General features: G+C 44.7%; 18 protein-coding genes. 9 read left to right on the top strand and 9 right to left on the bottom strand.

What is annotated here, in order from left to right:
- Window positions 1-319 precede the first annotated feature (319 nt).
- Entirely contained in the window at window positions 320-1,246 is a 927-nt protein-coding gene (speB, locus tag ACFI6G_RS06035; protein WP_009846513.1) for an agmatinase, read from the bottom strand.
- Window positions 1,246-3,153 (bottom strand): arginine decarboxylase, encoded by a 1,908-nt coding sequence (speA, locus tag ACFI6G_RS06040; RefSeq protein WP_022570700.1) that lies wholly within the window; start codon window positions 3,151-3,153, stop codon window positions 1,246-1,248. Before speA ends, speB begins: the two co-directional genes overlap by 1 nt.
- 561 nt (window positions 3,154-3,714) lie before the next feature.
- Between speA and ACFI6G_RS06045 the strand changes: the two genes are divergently transcribed.
- The 4 genes from ACFI6G_RS06045 to ACFI6G_RS06060 all read left to right on the top strand — a co-directional run bounded on the left by ACFI6G_RS06045 (window position 3,715) and on the right by ACFI6G_RS06060 (window position 9,120).
- Window positions 3,715-5,151 (top strand): coniferyl aldehyde dehydrogenase, encoded by a 1,437-nt coding sequence (locus ACFI6G_RS06045; protein ID WP_010438305.1) that lies wholly within the window; start codon window positions 3,715-3,717, stop codon window positions 5,149-5,151.
- Window positions 5,148-5,726 carry a TetR/AcrR family transcriptional regulator gene (locus ACFI6G_RS06050; RefSeq protein ID WP_016783912.1) on the top strand — a complete coding sequence of 193 codons (579 nt, stop codon included), beginning with the start codon at window positions 5,148-5,150 and terminating at the stop codon, window positions 5,724-5,726. The genes ACFI6G_RS06045 and ACFI6G_RS06050 overlap by 4 nt, the downstream gene beginning before the upstream one ends.
- A gap of 466 nt (window positions 5,727-6,192) precedes the next feature.
- Window positions 6,193-7,767, top strand: coding sequence for an ABC-F family ATP-binding cassette domain-containing protein (locus ACFI6G_RS06055; protein WP_016797504.1), 1,575 nt, complete (start codon window positions 6,193-6,195; stop codon window positions 7,765-7,767).
- Window positions 7,768-7,881: 114 nt separating this feature from the next.
- Window positions 7,882-9,120: a leucine-rich repeat-containing protein kinase family protein gene (locus ACFI6G_RS06060; RefSeq protein WP_016796342.1), complete on the top strand. Its 1,239-nt coding sequence runs from the start codon at window positions 7,882-7,884 to the stop codon at window positions 9,118-9,120.
- A gap of 132 nt (window positions 9,121-9,252) precedes the next feature.
- On the opposite strand, the gene ACFI6G_RS06065 is transcribed toward ACFI6G_RS06060, so the two are convergent.
- From ACFI6G_RS06065 to thrS, 6 genes are all read right to left on the bottom strand, one after another.
- Window positions 9,253-9,687: a hypothetical protein gene (locus ACFI6G_RS06065; RefSeq protein ID WP_016789244.1), complete on the bottom strand. Its 435-nt coding sequence runs from the start codon at window positions 9,685-9,687 to the stop codon at window positions 9,253-9,255.
- Between the two features lie 40 nt (window positions 9,688-9,727).
- On the bottom strand, window positions 9,728-10,045 hold the full coding sequence (gene yqfB, locus ACFI6G_RS06070) for a N(4)-acetylcytidine aminohydrolase (RefSeq protein WP_016787141.1): 318 nt from the start codon (window positions 10,043-10,045) through the stop codon (window positions 9,728-9,730).
- 208 nt (window positions 10,046-10,253) lie between these two features.
- Window positions 10,254-10,607 (bottom strand): 50S ribosomal protein L20, encoded by a 354-nt coding sequence (gene rplT, locus ACFI6G_RS06075; protein ID WP_004733517.1) that lies wholly within the window; start codon window positions 10,605-10,607, stop codon window positions 10,254-10,256.
- Window positions 10,608-10,649: 42 nt separating this feature from the next.
- Window positions 10,650-10,844, bottom strand: coding sequence for a 50S ribosomal protein L35 (gene rpmI, locus ACFI6G_RS06080; RefSeq protein ID WP_004738430.1), 195 nt, complete (start codon window positions 10,842-10,844; stop codon window positions 10,650-10,652).
- A gap of 104 nt (window positions 10,845-10,948) precedes the next feature.
- Window positions 10,949-11,506, bottom strand: a complete 558-nt coding sequence (gene infC, locus ACFI6G_RS06085; protein ID WP_425598744.1) for a translation initiation factor IF-3 — start codon at window positions 11,504-11,506, stop codon at window positions 10,949-10,951.
- The gene (thrS, locus tag ACFI6G_RS06090; protein ID WP_016768282.1) at window positions 11,503-13,431 is read right to left on the bottom strand and encodes a threonine--tRNA ligase; all 1,929 of its coding nucleotides are present in this window, start codon (window positions 13,429-13,431) and stop codon (window positions 11,503-11,505) included. Before thrS ends, infC begins: the two co-directional genes overlap by 4 nt.
- A 463-nt stretch (window positions 13,432-13,894) precedes the next feature.
- Between thrS and ACFI6G_RS06095 the strand changes: the two genes are divergently transcribed.
- A complete protein-coding gene (locus tag ACFI6G_RS06095; RefSeq protein WP_462710176.1) occupies window positions 13,895-14,818 on the top strand; it encodes a DUF3187 family protein in 924 nt (307 codons plus the stop codon).
- Between the two features lie 112 nt (window positions 14,819-14,930).
- On the opposite strand, the gene ACFI6G_RS06100 is transcribed toward ACFI6G_RS06095, so the two are convergent.
- Window positions 14,931-15,674 carry a sporulation protein gene (locus ACFI6G_RS06100; RefSeq protein ID WP_016789246.1) on the bottom strand — a complete coding sequence of 248 codons (744 nt, stop codon included), beginning with the start codon at window positions 15,672-15,674 and terminating at the stop codon, window positions 14,931-14,933.
- 181 nt (window positions 15,675-15,855) lie between these two features.
- Between ACFI6G_RS06100 and hutC the strand changes: the two genes are divergently transcribed.
- The 4 genes from hutC (at window position 15,856) to hutU (ending at window position 20,751) form a co-directional block, all read left to right on the top strand.
- Entirely contained in the window at window positions 15,856-16,569 is a 714-nt protein-coding gene (gene hutC, locus ACFI6G_RS06105; protein ID WP_016795117.1) for a histidine utilization repressor, read from the top strand.
- A gap of 113 nt (window positions 16,570-16,682) precedes the next feature.
- The gene (gene hutI, locus ACFI6G_RS06110; protein WP_462710177.1) at window positions 16,683-17,933 is read left to right on the top strand and encodes an imidazolonepropionase; all 1,251 of its coding nucleotides are present in this window, start codon (window positions 16,683-16,685) and stop codon (window positions 17,931-17,933) included.
- Window positions 17,920-18,984, top strand: coding sequence for a formimidoylglutamase (gene hutG, locus ACFI6G_RS06115; protein WP_462710178.1), 1,065 nt, complete (start codon window positions 17,920-17,922; stop codon window positions 18,982-18,984). The genes hutI and hutG overlap by 14 nt, the downstream gene beginning before the upstream one ends.
- 72 nt (window positions 18,985-19,056) lie before the next feature.
- Window positions 19,057-20,751 (top strand): urocanate hydratase, encoded by a 1,695-nt coding sequence (hutU, locus tag ACFI6G_RS06120; protein WP_462710179.1) that lies wholly within the window; start codon window positions 19,057-19,059, stop codon window positions 20,749-20,751.
- Window positions 20,752-20,765 lie beyond the last annotated feature (14 nt).

Below are 20,765 nucleotides of genomic sequence, written 5' to 3' on the forward strand. Positions count from 1 at the left end.
CAAATTGATAAATCATTAACGAATACAGGGTATTAGTTGAGGTGAGCTATCCATCGTTAGTAAAGCGAGGTAAGTCCCAGCTTTGAGACATTACTCAAGATCAAGGTGATGAATTTTCGCTCAAAAGCCATGCTATAGCTTGTATGTTACGTAGCTATCGGCACATTAGTTCACGGAAACGGCAAGACGATTTTCACAGCCCTAAACCTTTGATTTTAGTTCTCTTAAAAACAAAAAGCCCATCAGGTTCAACCTGATGGGCTTCTGAATAAATAGGTGACACGTTCGGTTAGCTAACCAATACAACTAACCACTAGTGTCATTTTGTTAAGCGGTTCGCCGTCCAAACGTAAAGCAGCTCGAGAGCAATCGTCGCACCAGCTAATGCTGTAATCTCGCTTTGGTCATACGCTGGAGAAACTTCTACAACGTCCATACCAACCATATTGATGCCTTGCAGGCCTCGGATGATTTTCAAAACTTTATCTGAATTCAAACCGCCGCATACCGGAGTACCTGTACCTGGGGCAAAAGCAGGATCCAGACAATCGATATCAAACGTTAGGTAAACTGGCTTATCACCGACAATGCCTTTCACTTGAGCAATGATCTCGTCCACGCTCATGTCGTTCGCTTGCATCGCGTTAATAACGTTAAAGCCGTGGCCTTCCTGCTTGTACTCTGTACGAATACCAATTTGCACTGAATGTTCAGGCGAAATTAAACCTTCATTTGGCGCATGGTAGAACATAGTGCCGTGATCGTAACGACTGCCCTGACTGTAAGTGTCAGTGTGCGCGTCGAAGTGAATCAAAGCCATCTCACCGTACTTCTTGCCGTATGCTCTAAGTAAAGGCAGTGTAATGAAGTGATCGCCACCTAAACCTAACAGAGTTTTACCACTGTTTAGAATCGCATCAGCCGCCGCTTCCAAACGTTGAGTTAGGTCTTCTGCATCACCACAATCAAACACAAGGTCGCCAGCATCAATCACTGAAGTATGTTCAAATACATTGAAGTCCCAAGGGAATTTTTTGCCTTCCCACGCCAAGTTCACCGACGCACGACGAATCGCATCAGGCCCCATACGAGCCCCCGGTCGACCCGACGTAGCCATATCTAACGGCGCGCCCAGCACAACCACATCAGCATCATTGTCGATTGGATTTTGCACCAATGGACGACGCATAAACGTCATTGCATTGGAGTACAGCGAGTAATCTGGTTTAGTAAATAGATCGTTCATTAAAAATCCTCAAGATAGGTATAACCCATCAAGCCTTGCTCTAACTCTTCAAGTACGCTTTGTTGCTCTTGATCTGGTACTTTCGCCGTGACCAAATCTTTGTAGTTCTGACGAATCAGATCCGTATCGATGTGAACATAACGCATCATGTCTTCAACCGTATCGCCTTCATTGATGTAGTCGATATTCGCTTGACCACTTTCATCAACATTCACCACGACACTGTGGGTATCACCAAATAGGTTATGCATATCACCCAAGATCTCTTGGTATGCGCCTACTAAGAAAAAGCCCATCAGGTATGGTTCATCTGGGTTCCATGCAGGAACTGGCAGAGTCGTTTCAATACCTTGACCGTCAACGTACTGATCAATCGTACCGTCAGAATCACAGGTGATATCCAATACAACAGCGCGTCGCTCGTCCGCATTATCCAAACCACTTAGAGGCAACACAGGGAATACCTGATCGATACCCCAAGCATCTGGCAACGATTGGAACAACGAGAAGTTAACAAAGAACTTGTCGGCTAAACGCTCGCTCAGCTCATCCAAAATAGGACGGTGGTAACGGTTCTTAGTGCTCATACGAGAGCTAAGTTCGTAGTTAATACGCAAAGACATCTGCTCTGCCCAAGCACGGTGCTGAAGATTCAGCATGCCTGTTGCAAACTGGTTGTGCGCTTCTGCGATATCACTCTGAGTGTCGTTATAGATCTCGATCAACGCTCGGTCATCGTTGCCTGCATCTAGTTCTAAGAAATTCTTCCACATGTTGTGTAGCAACATTGGTGCGTCAGCTTCTGGAGCCGCCATATCTTCCGGAAAATAGCTTTCTGTACCGATCACATTAGTCACAAGCACAGCGTGATGCGCAGTCAACGAACGACCAGATTCCGAAATAATCACAGGTTGTGGCTGATTGTAGAGCTTACAAATGTCCCCGACTGTCATCACAATGTTTCGAGCGTACTCAAGCAAGCCGTAGTTCATTGAGTTTGAAGACTGGCTGCGTGTGCCGTCGTAATCAACCGCCAAACCGCCACCCACATCGAGGTACTTCAATTGAGCCCCGATATCGCGCAGTTCACAATAGAAACGCGCCGCTTCACTCACGCCATTTCGCACATCACGAATATTGGCCATTTGTGAGCCAAGATGGAAATGCACTAACTCGAGAACATCGAGTTGGTCTTCTGCTTTTAAACGTTTAATAACGGTCAATACTTGTGATGCAGACAATCCAAACTTCGACTTTTCGCCACCACTTGCTTGCCATTTACCTGCACCTTGAGAAGCAAGACGAATACGCAAACCTAAACGAGGTTTCACCCCAAGCGCTTTCGCTTCAGAAAGAACAAGATCAAGTTCTGATAGCTTCTCTAGAACGATAAATACTTTATGACCTAGCTTTTCGCCAATCAGCGCAAGACGGATGTATTCTCTGTCTTTGTAACCATTACACACAATCACCGAGCTCGCTTTTTGAGCCAGCGCCAATACCGCTAATAGTTCAGGCTTGCTACCCGCTTCTAGGCCCAATTGCTTCTGCTCTAATTGAGCTTGGCTCGCTAAGATCTCATCAACCACTTCTTTCTGCTGGTTCACTTTAATCGGGTAAACAAGCAGGTAACGGTTGTCGTACTGATATTCGTCGATCGCTTGGTTAAATGCGTTACAGATATTGTGCACACGTTGATGCACTATTTGAGGAAAACGCACAAGAGCAGGCAAACCAATATTTCGCTGCTCTAACTGTTTTACGATCTGACTAAGCGGAACTTGATGATCGGTTTCGCTCGGTGAAACATACACCTCGCCGTTATCATCAATTCCATAAAAACCTTGGCTCCAGTGCTTTACATTATACTCAGCACGGATGCGTTCCAAATTAACCGAATTTTCCAATTCTAGAGACCTCACACTATAGGGCCATCGACAGAAGATACCTCTTTGGAATAGCGAGGTATAACCCAACAAAAAACGCTCAAAAACGATTTGTTGGCTGCATTAACCGATATTATTAAGAGTGAGTCCAACCATTGATATTTGTGGTTACGATTACATTTTTTTATCGACGATCCGACTTAAAGTGACAGGTAAGGAATTACAAGGTTTTAGGCTAGAAAACAGGCTGAAATGCATCACAACTCAAGCACTTTCCCACAAAAATTTAGGTGCAAAAAATGCTAGTTATACATCAAGTTTTTCGAAAAATAAGTGAGGTTAAGTCAAGGTCATGACAAATATCAGCACTTCTCAGTCAGAGCTCCCATTATCACCAACACTGCATATACCCTATGATTCTGTACCCATTAGTACCTCGTTTTTCCAACTAAAAACCGCTCGCTTCAACGTTGTGACCGCTCAAATATTGAGCTTTTTCCGTTCATCTCTTGTAAACGTCGAAATCTTCGCGTAGATTTAACTGACCAACCAATCGGTCAGCTTTCGAATTTAGGAGATACTATGAGCCATAATCTAGACTTTGAACCAAACCCGTCGAGCATTAACGACATGGATCAGATCTTCAACCGACAAAAAGATCACTACCGCAATAATGTTAATCCTACGCTTGAGCAGAGAAGAAAAAATCTCTCCACCTTAAAAGCATTACTAATACGCAACCAAGAGCAATTGATTAACGCAGTGTCTGAAGATTATGGTCATCGCGCAAAACACGATAGCTTGATCGCTGATATTACCCCTTCTCTTCACCAAATTAATTACAGTGATAAGAATCTTAAGAAATGGTTAAAGCCATCGCGCCGCAAAGCAGGTTTGATGCTAACACCGGCTAAGATAACTGTTCATTATCAACCTGTTGGCGTTATCGGTATCATTGTGCCTTGGAACTTTCCTGTCATGCTCTCTTTAGGGCCTCTGATCACGGCATTAGCGGCGGGTAACACTGCGATGCTCAAGATGTCTGAGTTTACTCCTGCGACCAACCGTGTTTTAAAAGCCATGCTGGCTGAAGGCTTTAATGAAGATCAGGTCGCAATTATCGAAGGCGAAGCTGACGTTTCTGCTAAATTTAGCCAACTGCCGTTTGACCATATCCTATTTACCGGCTCGACCTCTGTGGGTAAGCACGTAATGAGAGCGGCAGCCGACAACTTAACGCCTGTCACTTTGGAATTAGGCGGCAAGTCTCCAACGATTATCGCCCCTGACTTTGATGTGGCTGACGCTGTTGAACGCATCCTGTTTGCAAAAAGCTTAAACGCAGGTCAGATTTGTGTAGCTCCCGATTACATCCTATTACCACGAGAAAAAGTCGATGCATTCATTACGGCTTATAAGCGTTACTTCCACAAGCTATATAAAGACGGTATCGAGAGCAAAGATTTAACCTCAGTGATCGATATGCGCCAATACAATCGTTTGAAGGGTGTAATTGCAGATGCTCAATCTAAAGGCGCGGTTATTCACACGGTAACCGAGCAAGCACAGGACGATGTGAACCACAGAATGACGCCACACCTTCTAACAGAAGTGAACGAAGATATGATCGCAATGCAAGAAGAGTTGTTTGGCCCTGTTCTGCCTATCGTGCCTTATGATTCTATTGAAGAAGCGATTAACTACATCACAACCAGAGAACGTCCACTTGCTCTGTACCTGATGAGTCATGATAAACAGATCCAAGATCAGTTCTTATCGAACACGCATTCTGGCGGTGTTTGTATTAACGACTCTCTAGTACACGTGGCTGCAGAAGATGCGCCGTTCGGTGGCATTGGCCCTTCAGGCATGGGACACTACCACGGCATTGAAGGCTTCAAGACCTTTAGCCATGCCAAAACCGTTCTAAGTAGAGGAAAAATTAACTTCACCAAGTTAATGCACCCTCCTTACAACAACCCAATTAAAAAGCTTCTGTTCAAAGTACTTAATAGATGATTACGAAAAGACAAAAAATCTTAGATGCAGCGCTCCTTCTCTTCTCTCAACAAGGGTTAGAGGGCACATCTACCGGACAAATAGCGAAAACAGCCGGTGTAGCGAAAGCAACGCTGTTTCACCACTTCGAAAACAAATCTCTATTGATAGACGAATTGTTTCGCGATTTGAAGCTAGAACTGTTCTCGACCCTTCAACCACACACAGGTATAGCAGAACAAGATCGCTACCAAGCCTTTAAGTTCATGTGGATAACAGGGATTGAATGGGCACTAGAGAATCCAGTTGCGATGAAGTTCTTCACCAATGTTCATTTCGACCCAACGACTCAAACTCGAGAAGTCATTGTTTCACAGATGTTCGCATCGTTAGACGAGATCATTTTGAAAGGACAAGAAGACGGTGAATTGATGTCATTAAACATTGATCTTGTTAGGCACTTCATCCATAGCCACTTTTTGATTTGTGCAAACTGGCTCATTGAGCAGAGCGAATCTCCGCCAGAGAAAACATCGAAGTACATCAACGATAGCTTTGATATGTGTTGGCGAGCCATTGGTGGGCAAATACAATAGACCTTCTGCTCTCTAGATTCTCCGCTATCAAGTAATTAAAGCGCCTCACTGGCGCTTTAATTATTTGGATACATTTTAGTCACTTCATCATATTGACTTTCAACACCTTCTTTCAGTAACATCCCACCATCATTTCAAAAGAGAATAACGCCATAATGAAGTACTAACATCCTGACATCCGATTTATTTTTATAAAAATCATTTGGACACTAGGGGTTAGTGGGCGTTACTTCGTCATCTATTTCTTGAAAAATCAAGCTATTGAAGAGCAGTCGATTTAAGACCAACCTCTTTAAGATCATCAACTTGAATAAAGAAAGCATTTCAGCAAGATAATCTCTATCTTTTGCTGTCATCCTACTTAAGTAACGTCTTTGGCGATCTAGACATAGAACCCCACGTAGGAATCTATGTAGAAAAGCGCCTCACCCCTTTTACTCGTTTACACGTAAAGGGAGGTATTTTTATGCCTACTATATTAGCCAACAATCTCTCATTCCAGCTCGATACTGGTGAGTGGTTATTCAAAGACATCACCTTTAGTTTGAGTAGTCGCCTGACAGGCTTAGTCGGAAGAAATGGAGCTGGGAAGTCACTACTGCTTTCGTTACTGGTCGGGCAAACACAACCCACATCAGGCAGTGTTTCCAGACAAGGCTCGATCGGTTTTTACTCCCAGTTACCTTCAAAGCTATTGGATAGCGCAACCAGCATTGCTGACTTCTTGGAGATCACCGAAAAGTTAGACGCATTACACGCCATAGAACAAGGCAGCTGCGAACTTCAGCACTTCAATATCGTTGGTGAGGACTGGGATTTACAAGCGAACACGAAGCAACTTTTAGCCACATTGAAAATAACCAATGGGTTGACCACGCCTTGCCATACATTGAGCGGTGGGCAACTCGCCCTTTTACAGCTTCATCGGATGTTTACATCAAACCACGAGATACTAATTCTCGATGAGCCTTCAAACCACTTGGACAGTGACGGTCGCAACTGGGTACTCGAACAATGCCAGTTGTTTGCAGGCAAAGTACTTATTGTTAGCCATGATCGAAGCTTATTAAAACATATGGAGGGGATCTACCACTTAAGCAGCTTGGGCCTACGTTTCTATAAAGGAAATTACGACGATTACTACAAACAAATTTCTAGCCAAAGCGAAGCGCTAGACAAGCAGATCGCGCATCATCAATCGGAGAAAAAGCGACTCGAGCGCCAAGCTCAGACTAACAAGGAAAAAGCACAACAACGTGAGTCTCAGGGTAACCGACTAAGAAAGTCAGGTAGTCAATCCAAGATATTATTGGATGCAATGAAAGATAAAGCAGGTCAAAGCCAAGCCGCACTGGCGACAAACCAAAGGAACCTCATTGACCAAAACCAACATAAACTTCAGTCGCTTAAAGGGCAGAAGGAGCGGTTAAAACCGCAAACTTTGTATCTGCAGCAGAGCAATATCAGTAAAAAGAGTTCTTTGTTAACCGTTGAAAACTGCCGCCTTGTTTACGGCTCTGGTGCACCAATCAGTTTCTCTCTATCGCAAGGGGAACGCTCTTCTTTAACCGGTGCTAATGGGTGTGGAAAGTCGACGCTGTTAAAGGCCATTCATGGGCAACACTCGAACTATACAGGCTACATTAAACGCTTAGGAACCACAGTATACTTGGATCAACACTTTGGACTGCTGGACACCAACGATACCATGTTCGATTGCCTGGTGACACATAGCTGCGGCATGACAGAAAGTGACGCACGCACCTTGTTAGCTGGCATCGGGTTTAGGCGAGACTCCGTATACCGAAAAGTGGCACATTTAAGTGGTGGTGAAAAAATGAAGCTGGCGATGTTGATCGTTAGCCACAAGCAAGACTCCCCGCTTCTATTACTCGATGAACCGGACAACCACCTAGACATCGACTCAAAGCAAATATTGGCGTCCGCTTTACGTGAATACCAAGGCGCATTTATCTTGGTGAGTCATGACAGCGACTTTGTTGAGGAGGTCGGTGTCAGCCAAAACCATATACGACTTTAACCTTCGTAAATTCGTTCACTTAGTTTAGTTAAGCGAGCATCGTTCCGGTGCTCGCCTTTCTTGATTGAGACAAGTAAACTACGCGCCTCGAACATCTATTCATAAGGCTAAGGTTTGCATACTCTAGAACAATTAAAATCAGGGCAACTAAACGGTATTAAGCGCTTACAACTGTCAGAAGGCCTCACCGAGTTTCCTTTAGAAATCATTGAGCTTGCAGATTCACTAGAGATTCTGGATCTTTCAGGGAATCAGTTATCGGAGCTTCCACAAGAGTTAACACAGCTGACTAACCTGCGTATTATCTTTGCGTCGAATAACCTATTTACGCACCTTCCTGATGTTCTCGGTTCGCTTCCTGAGCTGGAAATGGTTGGCTTTAAGACCAACCAAATCAAAACAGTGAGTGAAGAGTCTCTACCCGCTCAATTACGCTGGTTGATCCTGACGGATAATGCAATCGAAGTTCTGCCGAACTCGCTGGGTGAAAGACCACGACTGCAAAAACTGGCACTCGCAGGCAACCAACTTCGTGCTTTACCTGAGAGTATGGAAAAGCTATCGAACCTTGAACTGGTTCGCCTGTCTGCAAACCAACTGACTGAATTCCCAGAGTTCCTTATCAAGCTACCCAAACTGGCTTGGTTAGCCTTTGCGGGTAACCCGTTTTGCAAGCACCCAAGCTGCTTAGATAGCGTGCCTGCCGTGAGTTCGCAATGCTACTCACTCAATCAAGTGCTCGGCCAAGGCGCGTCTGGGGTGATTTCTCATGCTAACTGGTTAAACGATGACTTTGATTTCCCACAAGAAGTGGCGGTTAAAGTATTCAAAGGCGAAGTAACAAGCGACGGTTACCCACACGATGAACTCGAAGCGTGCCTTCAAGCTGGTCATCATAGCAATCTAGTGAAGTCTATCGCTCAAGTTGATGAAGAGAACTACCTAGCATTGGTGATGGAGCTTATCCCGAGCAACTACTACAACCTAGGTTTGCCGCCTACTCTTGAAAGCTGCACTCGCGATACGTTCAACGAAGGCTTCGAGCTTTCAATTGCTCAGATCAATAGTATTACAGAACAGATGATTGATGTGTTTGAACACCTTCATACCAATAAAGTTTGTCATGGTGATCTATACGCACACAACACTTTAGTTAACGAGCAAGGTCAGATGATCTTTGGTGACTTCGGAGCGGCAACTATCTACGGTTATCTGACTGAAGAGCAGCAACAAGGCATTCGTCGAATTGAAGCGCGTGCACTGAAGTACTTTATTGAAGACCTATTGACGGTATGTGCAAAACAAGGTCAAGGCAACGAGCTTTATACTCGATTGGCGAACTTCGAAGCTTAATAACTTAATAACTTAATAACTTAATAACTTAATAACTTAATAACTTAAACTACTCAGTCGAATTGAAAACAACAAAGCCAACATCACTGTTGGCTTTTTCATATGTTCATAAAACGAATCATCGCTAAACGTTTAGCGTTCAACTTGAACCAGCTTCAAGTAAGAATGCAACTCACCGTTCTTATACTCAACCGTAGAGTGGATATTAAGGTCAGCGCGAGCCACAACAGCAAACTGGTAGTGGTTCTCACCCTTCAGAATCTCGACGTGTAACAAACCGTCTCTTAACTGCCAATGACCTTGGGTTTCAAATCGGTCAAACAAACGATATTCCGTTAAACTACCATCAAAATGAAAGTGCACCTCAGTAATGTACCCTGCTGGACAACTTTTTACCCAAGTCTGCCCTAAGACATCTTCTTCAACAAAGTTTCTTTTGCTCTCGCACCACTTTAAATAATCGGCACTCTCGCTCAAATCACTATCTAAGTCATGCTTAGCCAGTAACGTCTGGTCTTGTTGTTCGCGACAGTAAAGCTGAAGCAGTGTCTGCTGGTTATTACTCATCAATCGCCATCCCTAGCTAGTCAATCCAATCCAACAAGGCTTAAGCTACCAACTCGTAAGAGACTACGTACAGCTGAGAAATGCCTGGGTAGATATCTTGAATCACATCTTTCAGTACTTGCAGCGTCATATTCTCTTGCTGAGCATGGAACTCACCTAAGTCATCAAACAGAATTGGTTCAACGCTAACAATCTTAAGATTACAGAATACACGTCCCTGCTCTAGCGTTGATACTTCCACAACGCTACCTGGTTGGTAGTCGCGCTCAGATTCATCGCGAATAGTAATTGTCTTCTTGCCAGAAAGGATATCGGCTTCAAAACGTTCGAAGAACGTCATAGTGGTAGGTGCGCTCATTTATTCGGTCGCTTAACATTAAAGAATAGGTAGATGTTTATATACCAGAATGCCTGTTCAAGCGAATAAAAATTAGATGCGGAAGTTCATCTCGTCATTCCCAAGACTGACGAAGGAACGAGTTGAGAGTCTTTAAAAGTCAAATTAGAAGCAATAAAAAAGGAGAACCGAAGTTCTCCTTTTCTTAAACCTTTAAGCTAACTCTAAATTATAGAGATGCTTTCGCTTTTTCAACTAGAACAGCAAATGCTGCTTTGTCGAATACTGCGATGTCAGCAAGAATCTTACGGTCGATCTCGATAGATGCTTTCTTAAGGCCATTGATGAAACGGCTGTAAGATAGACCATTTTGACGAGATGCCGCGTTGATACGTGCAATCCAAAGTTGACGGAATTGACGTTTCTTGTTGCGACGGTCACGGTAAGCGTATTGACCAGCTTTGGTAACTGCTTGGAAAGCTACGCGGTAAACACGTGAACGTGCTCCGTAGTAACCTTTAGCTTGTTTTAGAACTTTCTTATGACGTGCACGAGCTTGTACACCACGTTTTACGCGAGGCATTATGCTTCTCCTAAACTAAACGAATTTATAAACTAAAAAGAATTAAGCGTATGGCATCATACGTAGAACTTGAGCAACTTCACATTTAGGAAGGATCGAGTTCGGACGAAGCTGACGCTTGTTCTTAGTAGTACGCTTAGTCAGGATGTGACGTTTACCAGCGTGCTTAAACTTAATACCACCAGCAGTTTTCTGGAAACGCTTAGCAGCACCTTTGTTGGTTTTCATCTTAGGCATGATGAATAACTCCGCATTGTTGAGTTGTTAATAACATAGTAATTAGGGCGAATAAAACCCCGCAACCTGAGGCTGCAGGGTTTAATTACTTGCAAAGCCGTTAATTACTTCTTTTTAGGGGCCAACACCATAATCATCTGGCGACCTTCAATTCTCGTTGGGAAAGATTCGACAACTGCAAATTCTTCAGTATCTACTTTCAAACGATTAAGAACGTCAACACCGATTTCTTGGTGAGCCATTTCGCGGCCACGGAAGCGAATTGTTACCTTCACTTTGTTGCCGTCTTCAAGGAAACCAGTCAGGTTGCGTAGTTTTACCTGATAGTCTCCAATATCAGTTCCAGGTCGGAATTTAATTTCCTTGATCTGAACCTGCTTTTGCTTTTTCTTCTGCTCTTTCGCAGCTTTGCTCTTCTCGAAGAGGAACTTACCGTAGTCCATCACACGACAAACTGGCGGCTCGGCGTTAGGGCTGATCTCTACAAGATCCATACCAGCTTCATTTGCAGCTTCCATCGCTTCAGCGATTGAAACTACACCAACAGCTTCGCCGTCTGCGCCAGTTAGACGCACTTCACGAACGCCACGAATGTCACCGTTTAAACGGTGCTGGTTTTGTTTGGCCGGTTGTTGGCCACGTCTTCCGCCTTTAATAGCTATTCCTCCAGATTGAGCTTACGGCTTGAAACCTCGGCTTGGATGTATGAAATAAAGTCATCCACTTTAAATTTACCAAGGTCCTTACCTTTACGTGTACGTACTGCAATTTCGCCGGCTTCCATTTCTTGGTCACCACACACAAGCATGAACGGTACACGTTTCAAAGTATGTTCGCGGATTTTAAAGCCAATCTTCTCATTTCTCAAGTCTGCTTTGACTCTAAATCCACTTTTTTGCAGTTTTTTCGTAATTTCTTGTACATATTCAGACTGTTTGTCTGTAATACCCATTACAACTGCTTGTTCTGGCGCCAACCACGTTGGGAAGAAGCCAGCGTATTCTTCAATAAGAATACCGATGAAGCGTTCTAGTGAACCTAAAATCGCGCGGTGGATCATAACTGGCGTGTGACGCTCGTTATCTTCACCTACGTAAGTAGCACCTAAACGTTCTGGTAATGCAAAATCGAGCTGCACTGTACCACATTGCCAAGCGCGGTCCAAACAATCATGCAAAGTAAATTCAATCTTAGGTCCGTAGAACGCACCCTCGCCTTCTTGAATCTCGTATGCAATGTCCATTGCCTCTAGCGCTTGCTTAAGGTCAGCCTCTGCACGGTCCCACATTTCGTCTGAACCTACACGCTGCTCTGGACGAGTAGATAGCTTAACAACAATGCTTTCGAAGCCGAAAGTTGTGTAAGTATCGTAAACCATTTCAATACAAGCTTTCACTTCTTGTTGAACTTGGTCTTCAGTACAGAATACGTGAGCATCATCTTGAGTGAAGCCACGAACACGCATAATGCCATGAAGTGCGCCAGACGGCTCGTTACGGTGACATGAGCCGAACTCAGCCATACGTAGCGGTAGATCACGGTAAGATTTCAAACCTTGGTTGAAGATTTGAACGTGACCAGGACAGTTCATTGGCTTAATAGCGTATTCACGGTTCTCTGAAGAAGTAGTGAACATCGCTTCAGCGTACTTATCCCAGTGGCCAGAGCGTTCCCAAAGAACACGGTCCATCATTAATGGGCCTTTAACTTCTTGGTAATCGTACTCAGTCAGTTTCTGACGAATAAATACTTCTAGCTCACGGAAGATAGTCCAACCGTTGTGGTGCCAGAACACCATGCCTGGTGCTTCTTGCTGCATGTGGAATAGGTCAAGCGCTTTACCGATTTTACGGTGGTCACGTTTAGCCGCTTCTTCTAGGCGTACAAGGTGAGCTTTAAGCGCCTTCTTGTCGTGGAATGCAGTACCGTAGATACGTTGAAGCATCTTGTTGTCACTGTTACCACGCCAATATGCACCCGCTACGTTAAGTAGAGTGAAGTGCTGACAGAAGCTCATGTTAGGCACGTGTGGGCCACGACACATATCGATGTATTCTTCGTGATGGTACAGACCTGGACGATCGTCTTTAGAAACATTCTCGTCCAAGATTTCAATCTTGTAAGTCTCGCCGCGAGCTTCGAATGCGTCACGCGCTTCCTGCCAGCTAACTTTCTTCTTAACAACCTGATACTTGGTCTTCGCTAGCTCTTTCATACGCTTTTCAATCTTTTCTAGATCTTCTTGCGTTAGAGAGTGCTCAAGGTCGATATCGTAGTAGAAACCGTTATCGATGGTAGGACCGATCGCCATTTTCGCTTCTGGAAAAAGCTGCTTAACCGCGTGGCCTAAAAGGTGAGCACAAGAGTGACGAACGATCTCAAGGCCATCAACTTCATCTTTAGCAGTGATGATTTCTAGGCTTGCATCGTTTTCGATAAGATCACAAGCATCAACTCGCTCGCCGTCTACACGACCAGCAATGGTTGCTTTCGCAAGACCAGGACCGATTGATAGGGCAACATCTAGAGTTGATACAGGGTTGTCAAATTGACGCTGACTACCGTCAGGAAGAGTAATAATTGGCATTATTTGTCCTTTACAGTGGTGTTGCACACCAAGCAACACATGAAAATGTTTAATATATGTTTTTCAATCAACGAGTATGTTGATCGGAGATATATGCATAATAATATACCCACATAGAAGCAAATACAGATGCCCCGTTTGTGAGTAGCCAAACATTGTAACGAAATTATATGAAATGACAATGACAGAGAGAGCCTCTCGACACTCCCATAGGCCCAATACATAAGATCTCATCGTGCCAACCAGCGGCTTCGCCTCTCCTTCAAGCCACCTTTAAAATCGAGCTACCCTAATTTGTTGTTTCGTCTTATTTATTACACCTTATCTATTCCGACTTAGACCCCACGAATTCGATATTTAGAACTAAGCTATATAGAAGTAACGGAATGCGGGTGAGGTGCATATGAGAAAACAGGCTACTTGTATATCGCTCATACGACCTTTACCGCTAGTAATAGCCGCCATGTTTTCTGCGCCAAACGCATGGGCCAACAAAGATTACGGCCCGCTAATCAGTTATACCCAAGCACCATTACAGTCAGTTCGTCTTACTCCAACGCTCCGCTCTGGCTTTCCACTCGAAGAGAATAAGGTTGAAGTGTTTGCTGCTTTCACCGCCGCGAGTATCTGGGCTAACTCTCACGACTATCATTTAGACTATTATCAGAACCAACTTCAGACAGGACTACGATGGCAATTAACTAAAGCATGGCAAGTCGAGCTCAATTACCGCTGGTTATACGCCGCAAATAATCACCTCGATAAAGTCATCATCAATTACCACGACCTATTTGGTATCGACCAAGCAGGAAGGGAACGTAAAGACAGACACCAATTCGATATCTATGCACCAGACCATGAAGTCAATATTAGCGACTTCTCTGGCGACACACTGACCAGCGCTTTCACGCTCTACACTCAATATCAGATCATAAATATAGAAAACCACGGCTTGTCTTTTGGCGTATCTCTATATCACAACAATGTCAGCCACGGCGCCTTCGTAGGAAGCAGCAACGAGCAAAGCGCTCAATTCAACTATGCATACCAGCTAGGCATCAATACCTTCTATACAAGCTTGGGGGTGGCGAATCAGTCCAGTCGAGAGGTGGAAAATAGCTTTTCACATAAGAAAACGACATGGTCATGGATGGGAGGCTATCAGCTTACGTTATTTGAAAACCATGAATTACACCTAGAGTATCGATGGTATGAAGGTGCAGAAGATGGCGACACAGAGTTTTCAGAAGCCGCGAATGAAATGATGCTTGGCTATCGTTATCTCATGCAACGTTCAGCTATCGAGATATCCATTATCGAGAACATCTTCAACATGGACAACTCAACCGATGTTGCCTTCCAATTGGCCTATCGTCATCAGTGGTAAACACGTTTCAGGTCGACAAAGTAAAATCAAAAAAAGCCGAACGGATAAGTTCGGCTTAGAGAGTCTATGTTGTCTCTATTAATAGAAAAAGCGACTATTAACAGAAAGGGAACTACGCACTCATGATTCTTGATACAGCGTTGCGGATATCTGAGTCAGCCGCGTTTGCAGGCAAGCTGAATGAGATGTATTGATCGCCACGGAAGCTCATTGAGCGATCGATTTCTGCGAGGCAGTGAACCATTGAGCCTTCAACGATGAATGACAGCTCGATCTCTTTGTTATTCATGAAACCGCCGCTACGAAATTCAATCTCTTGGTAACAACCCGAACGAGAAGCAAAGCTGTTGCCTTTCAAGAAGCCCTTCTCTACGTCTGCTTTCACCATTGCCATTCCCGATGCTTCCACACCTTGGATAATTTTAGCGACAGTTGGCAGTGGGTGTACCGAGATAAAGTCACGGTCTTTAGGGTCAATCGCGAAGCCAATATCGAGGTTAGTTTCTACCCACACATGGCATTGGTTCATTTGTGCGTTCAAGGCGGTGACTGGCGTTTCGTCATTTAACTTAAGACGGAATGGAACCAGTTTGGTTTCGCCCGGTTGGATAACGAAAGGTTCTACGGCTTGAATACGACCCAATGAAAAGGTTTCGTAGCTGGTGCTGTCTTCCGTTTCTACTTTTACTTCTGTGTTGAGAACTAAGTTGATCAGGTCAATTTGTTGCTCAACGTCGCCGCCAACAATGTGAACATTGCCAGACAACTCTCCACCTTGGAAAACTTCAATATTATCTAAGACGGTATCAACTTTTGCTGCACCGATGCCCAACGAGGCCTTTAATTTCTTAAACATATTATTTCCCTTTCTAATTATCTGATTTACGAATAGTTATTGCGTGACAATTTGCGACACTTACCTCACAGAATCAAGCAATTTGCCCCATCTATGTTGAATAACGTCACATTGCCCGAGGAAATGTTGAAATCGTGAAAAATTCCGTTACTCTATTTGTATAGTCAAATAAGGTTTCATTATGTCGAAAGCGCCGCTCTACCTTCAGATAAAACAGTTCATAGACGACAATATCACCAGTGGTCACTGGCCAGTGGGTTACCAGATAACCACAGAACTCGAACTCACAGAGCAGTTCAATGTGAGTCGAATGACGGTCAATAAAGCCATTCGAGATCTGGTGTCTGAAGGCAAGCTCATTAGGAAACCAAGGCTAGGTACTTTTGTTTGTGAACCAGATGAAAAAGCGCAGTCTCCCCTACTTGATATCAACAACATCGCGCAAGAGATCAAAGATCGAGGCCAAACGTATGCTAGTCAAGTTATCAAGCACAAGAGCATCAAGGCTGATGAAAGCACCGCCACACGGCTAGGTGTGATGATCAATGCCGAAGTATTCTATAGTGAAATCATTCACTTTGCTGACAACACACCGATTCAATTGGAAGCGCGCTGGGTGAACTCTCAAGCCGCTCCAAAATATCTAGAGCAAGACTTTTCAACCTCGACACCCAATGAATACCTTTCAAAAAGCTGCCCGTTAAGTGCTATCGAGCACACAGTTGAAGCCATTATTCCAGACTTACAAATCAGAACGTCACTTAAGCTATCTGAATCAGAGCCTTGCCTTCTTTTGAATAGAAGAACATGGAGCAAAGAGCGCCTAATCAGCTTTGCATTGCTCTACCATCCTGGCTCTAAGTACAAATTAAGCTCCAAGATACTTCTAGATTAAAGAACATCATCCTGATCGCCGATCACATTTTTGCAACATCAACTTGATTCGGGTCAGCGTTTAGCCTATTTATTTGTATATACATTTAATATTTAGCAAAGATCTAGGTGATTATGAATTTGATCCTCAAAAACGCACGAGTGGTCTCCATGAGTTCGGGAGCCGATGGTTATCAGCCTTCTTCCCCTCAAGATATCGTTATCGAAGACGGTAAGATCGTGTCCATATCTTGTTCAAACCAAAGCGCACTTGCTTCTGAATTAGAACAAGTAAGTGTTGATGGTTCTTTGGATTACGTCACCTATGACTGCAAAAACAAGCTAGTAACACCTGGGTTAATTGATTGCCATACTCATCTCGTATTTGCGGGTAATCGCGCCAACGAGTTTGAGCAGCGTTTGAATGGTGTGTCTTACACCGACATCGCCAAGCAAGGCGGTGGCATTCTAGCGACAGTCACTGCAACACGCGCAGCGCAAGAATCCGAACTGGTTGAAATGGCCTTGTCGAGACTTGATGGTCTGCTAAGAAGTGGCGTAACCAGCATCGAAGTAAAATCTGGTTATGGTTTAACACTTGAAGATGAGCTCAAGATGCTGCGTGCAGCCAAAGCGTTAGAGAATCATCGCCGTATTAAGATCACGACCACCCTCCTTGCTGCCCATGCTATTCCACCAGAATATAAAGAGAAACCGGACAGCTATATTGATCTGGTTTGCCAAGAGATCATTCCTAAAGCCGCAGAGCAAGGGCTCGCCGATGCAGTTGACGTGTTCTGTGAATCTATCGGCTTCAACCTAGAACAAACCGAACATGTATTTGCAGCAGCCAAAAAACATGGGCTCGCGATTAAAGGCCACACAGAACAGCTCTCTAATATGGGCGGCAGCGCACTTGCAGCGAAATACGATGCCCTCTCTGTTGACCATGTTGAGTACTTAGATGAAGTGGGTATAAAGGCACTGGCTGAATCAGGCACAGTTGCTACCTTGCTACCCGGAGCTTTCTATTTCTTAAAAGAGACTCAACAACCGCCCGTTGCCCTACTTCGTGAACACAACATTCCAATGGCGATCGCAACCGACCTAAACCCCGGCACCTCTCCCTTTGCTGATTTAACGCTGATGATGAACATGAGCTGCACCCTGTTTGGCACGACGCCTGAAGAAGCACTGCGCGGTGTAACTTGTAACGCCGCCGCTGCCATTGGCGAGTCACAAACCAAAGGCAAAATTGAAATTGGTTATGCCGCTGATTTGGCTATCTGGAATATCGATCACCCTGCCGATCTAAGCTATCAAGTCGGTGTTCCTCATCTGCATAAACGCATTGTTAATGGCGAGGTGTGCCATGACTCAATCTAAGTCCAACGGTATTCAAAAGAACTCAGAAACCGTACATAACTTTGTGTGGACTGGCCGTAATGATCTTGAAGATGGCGCACTCGGCACCCGTGTTCATCACATCACCAGCCAAGTCAAAAATGGCGATTTGGATGACCAGCTGATGAAGAGTGCTATCGCCTTGGTTGGCTTTGCCAGCGATGCAGGCGTTGCAAGAAATAAAGGACGTGTAGGCGCGAAACAAGCACCCAACCTGATTCGCCAAGCGTTGGCTAATATGGCTTGGCACAATGACGCACACATCGCGGATCTTGGTGATATCGAGTGCAATGACGGCCAACTTGAAGTCAGTCAAAAACAGTGCGCATCTGTGATTGCCAATGCTTTAGCAACCAACAAAGTGATTACCCTTGGCGGTGGTCACGAAGTGGCTTGGGCCTCTTTCCAAGGCCTAGCTGAGCATTTGCATAAAGTGGAAAACCTACATAAAGCAGAACGCCTTGATAAAGATCAGCCAGAACAGAAACCTAAGATCGGCATCGTTAACTTTGATGCTCACTTTGATCTTCGTGAATTTGAAAGCGACATTGCAGATGTTAAACCCAGTTCAGGTACGCCTTTTAATCAGATCAGCGATTACTGCCACAAACATCAATGGCCATTCCAATACGCTTGCCTTGGCGTGAGTGCCGCTAGTAATACCAAAGCGCTGTTTAATAAAGCTGACCAACTGGGCGTTTGGTATGAACACGACCGCAACATGACCCAAGTTAACCAAGTCGCTCAACTCATTAAGTTGCAAAAATTCATCACTGAGTGTGATTACCTCTATCTCACTATTGATCTTGATGTGTTCCCCGCTGCGACTGCACCGGGCGTAAGTGCACCAGCGGCAAGAGGCGTGAGCTATGAAGCACTCGCTCCTTTTCTAGAACAGATTTTCCAACACAGTGAAAAACTCATTATCGCGGACATTGCAGAATACAACCCAGACTACGACATCGATGGCCAAACGGCTCGGTTGGCGGCACGTTTGTGTTGGGATATAGCCAGTGCAATGGCCAGCTACTAATCCAGCTATACCGATAACTACAACTACAACTACAACTACAACGATATAACGTGAAACAGAAGGAATTCCAAAATGACGGAACACCACAACAGTGACCCTCGTCTCGACACGACTCGCGACATTCGCGCACCTCATGGCACCACTTTGCGCGCTAAATCTTGGTTAACAGAAGCACCGCTGCGTATGCTGATGAACAACCTAGACCCTGATGTGGCAGAACACCCACATGCACTGGTTGTATATGGTGGTATTGGTCGCGCTGCGCGTGATTGGAAATGTTATGACAAGATTGTTGAAGTATTAGAGCGTTTAGAAGACGACCAAACGTTACTTGTTCAATCAGGTAAACCTGTGGGCGTGTTCCCGACTCATAAAAACGCACCTCGCGTACTGATCGCGAATTCTAACCTTGTTCCACACTGGGCAAACTGGGAGCACTTCAACGAGCTCGATAAAGAAGGCTTGATGATGTACGGCCAAATGACAGCAGGCAGCTGGATCTACATTGGCTCTCAAGGCATCGTTCAAGGTACTTATGAAACGTTTGTTGCTATCGCGAAGAAGCATTTCCAAGGTGAAGCAAACGGCAAATGGGTTCTTACTGGTGGTCTTGGCGGTATGGGTGGTGCTCAACCTCTCGCTGCAACGATGGCTGGCTTCTCAATGATCGCGGTTGAATGTGATGAATCACGAATCGATTACCGCTTGCGTACTGGTTATGTAGACAAAAAAGCCACCAGCATCGATGAAGCGATGGCAATGATTAAAGAATCAGACACGCCAATCTCTGTTGGCTTATTAGGCAACGCTGCTGATGTATTCCCAGAGTTAGTTGAACGTAATATCACGCCTGACGTAGTGACCGATCAAACCTCTGCCCACGATCCACTGAACGGCTACTTGCCGCAAGGTTGGACGATGGAAAAAGCAGCGCAAGAACGTTTAGTTGATGAAGCGAAAGTAGTGAAAGCCGCTAAGCAATCAATGGCGATTCAAGTTCAAGCTATGCTAGATCTTCAGTACCGTGGTGCTGCAACCGTAGATTACGGTAATAACATTCGCCAAATGGCACTGGAAGAAGGTGTGGAAAACGCATTTGATTTCCCAGGCTTCGTTCCTGCATATATACGACCTTTATTTTGCGAAGGCGTCGGTCCATTCCGTTGGGCTGCTCTATCTGGCGACCCTGAAGACATCTACAAAACAGACCAAAAAGTAAAAGAATTGATTCCAGATAATCCGCATCTACACAACTGGCTAGATATGGCGCGTGAACGCATTCAGTTCCAAGGCCTACCTGCTCGTATTTGTTGGGTTGGCTTGAAAGATCGTGAACGTTTAGGCCAAGCATTCAATGAAATGGTTAAAAATGGCGAACTAAAAGCACCAGTTGTTATCGGTCGTGACCACTTAGATTCAGGTTCAGTTGCAAGCCCGAATCGCGAAACAGAAGGCATGATGGATGGATCAGATGCCGTATCAGATTGGCCTCTATTGAACGCTCTGCTAAATACTGCAGGCGGCGCAACATGGGTTTCTCTGCACCACGGTGGCGGTGTTGGCATGGGCTTCTCACAACACTCCGGTATGGTGATTTGTTGTGACGGCAGTGAAGATGCATCGCAACGTATTGCTCGTGTACTTCACAATGATCCGGCCACTGGCGTTATGCGTCATGCTGATGCGGGTTACGATATTGCCAAGCAGTGTGCTAAAGAGCAGAAGCTTGATTTACCTATGCTAAACGAAGAACTTCGTCGCCTTTAATGTCTGGAGAGAAC

This window comes from Vibrio sp. PSi01 (assembly GCF_054960695.1).

What these genes read in the sequence shown, in the direction of transcription:
- ACFI6G_RS06095 (WP_462710176.1), top strand. Translation starts at nt 13,895, where the DNA reads ATGTTTTCTGCGCCAAACGCATGGGCCAACAAAGATTACGGCCCGCTA.
- hutI (WP_462710177.1), top strand. Translation starts at nt 16,683, where the DNA reads ATGAATTTGATCCTCAAAAACGCACGAGTGGTCTCCATGAGTTCGGGA.
- hutG (WP_462710178.1), top strand. Translation starts at nt 17,920, where the DNA reads ATGACTCAATCTAAGTCCAACGGTATTCAAAAGAACTCAGAAACCGTA.
- rpmI (WP_004738430.1), bottom strand. Translation starts at nt 10,844, where the DNA reads ATGCCTAAGATGAAAACCAACAAAGGTGCTGCTAAGCGTTTCCAGAAA.
- hutU (WP_462710179.1), top strand. Translation starts at nt 19,057, where the DNA reads ATGACGGAACACCACAACAGTGACCCTCGTCTCGACACGACTCGCGAC.
- yqfB (WP_016787141.1), bottom strand. Translation starts at nt 10,045, where the DNA reads ATGAGCGCACCTACCACTATGACGTTCTTCGAACGTTTTGAAGCCGAT.
- ACFI6G_RS06055 (WP_016797504.1), top strand. Translation starts at nt 6,193, where the DNA reads ATGCCTACTATATTAGCCAACAATCTCTCATTCCAGCTCGATACTGGT.
- thrS (WP_016768282.1), bottom strand. Translation starts at nt 13,431, where the DNA reads ATGCCAATTATTACTCTTCCTGACGGTAGTCAGCGTCAATTTGACAAC.
- ACFI6G_RS06100 (WP_016789246.1), bottom strand. Translation starts at nt 15,674, where the DNA reads ATGTTTAAGAAATTAAAGGCCTCGTTGGGCATCGGTGCAGCAAAAGTT.
- ACFI6G_RS06065 (WP_016789244.1), bottom strand. Translation starts at nt 9,687, where the DNA reads ATGAGTAATAACCAGCAGACACTGCTTCAGCTTTACTGTCGCGAACAA.
- ACFI6G_RS06045 (WP_010438305.1), top strand. Translation starts at nt 3,715, where the DNA reads ATGAGCCATAATCTAGACTTTGAACCAAACCCGTCGAGCATTAACGAC.
- speB (WP_009846513.1), bottom strand. Translation starts at nt 1,246, where the DNA reads ATGAACGATCTATTTACTAAACCAGATTACTCGCTGTACTCCAATGCA.
- ACFI6G_RS06050 (WP_016783912.1), top strand. Translation starts at nt 5,148, where the DNA reads ATGATTACGAAAAGACAAAAAATCTTAGATGCAGCGCTCCTTCTCTTC.
- hutC (WP_016795117.1), top strand. Translation starts at nt 15,856, where the DNA reads ATGTCGAAAGCGCCGCTCTACCTTCAGATAAAACAGTTCATAGACGAC.
- rplT (WP_004733517.1), bottom strand. Translation starts at nt 10,607, where the DNA reads ATGCCTCGCGTAAAACGTGGTGTACAAGCTCGTGCACGTCATAAGAAA.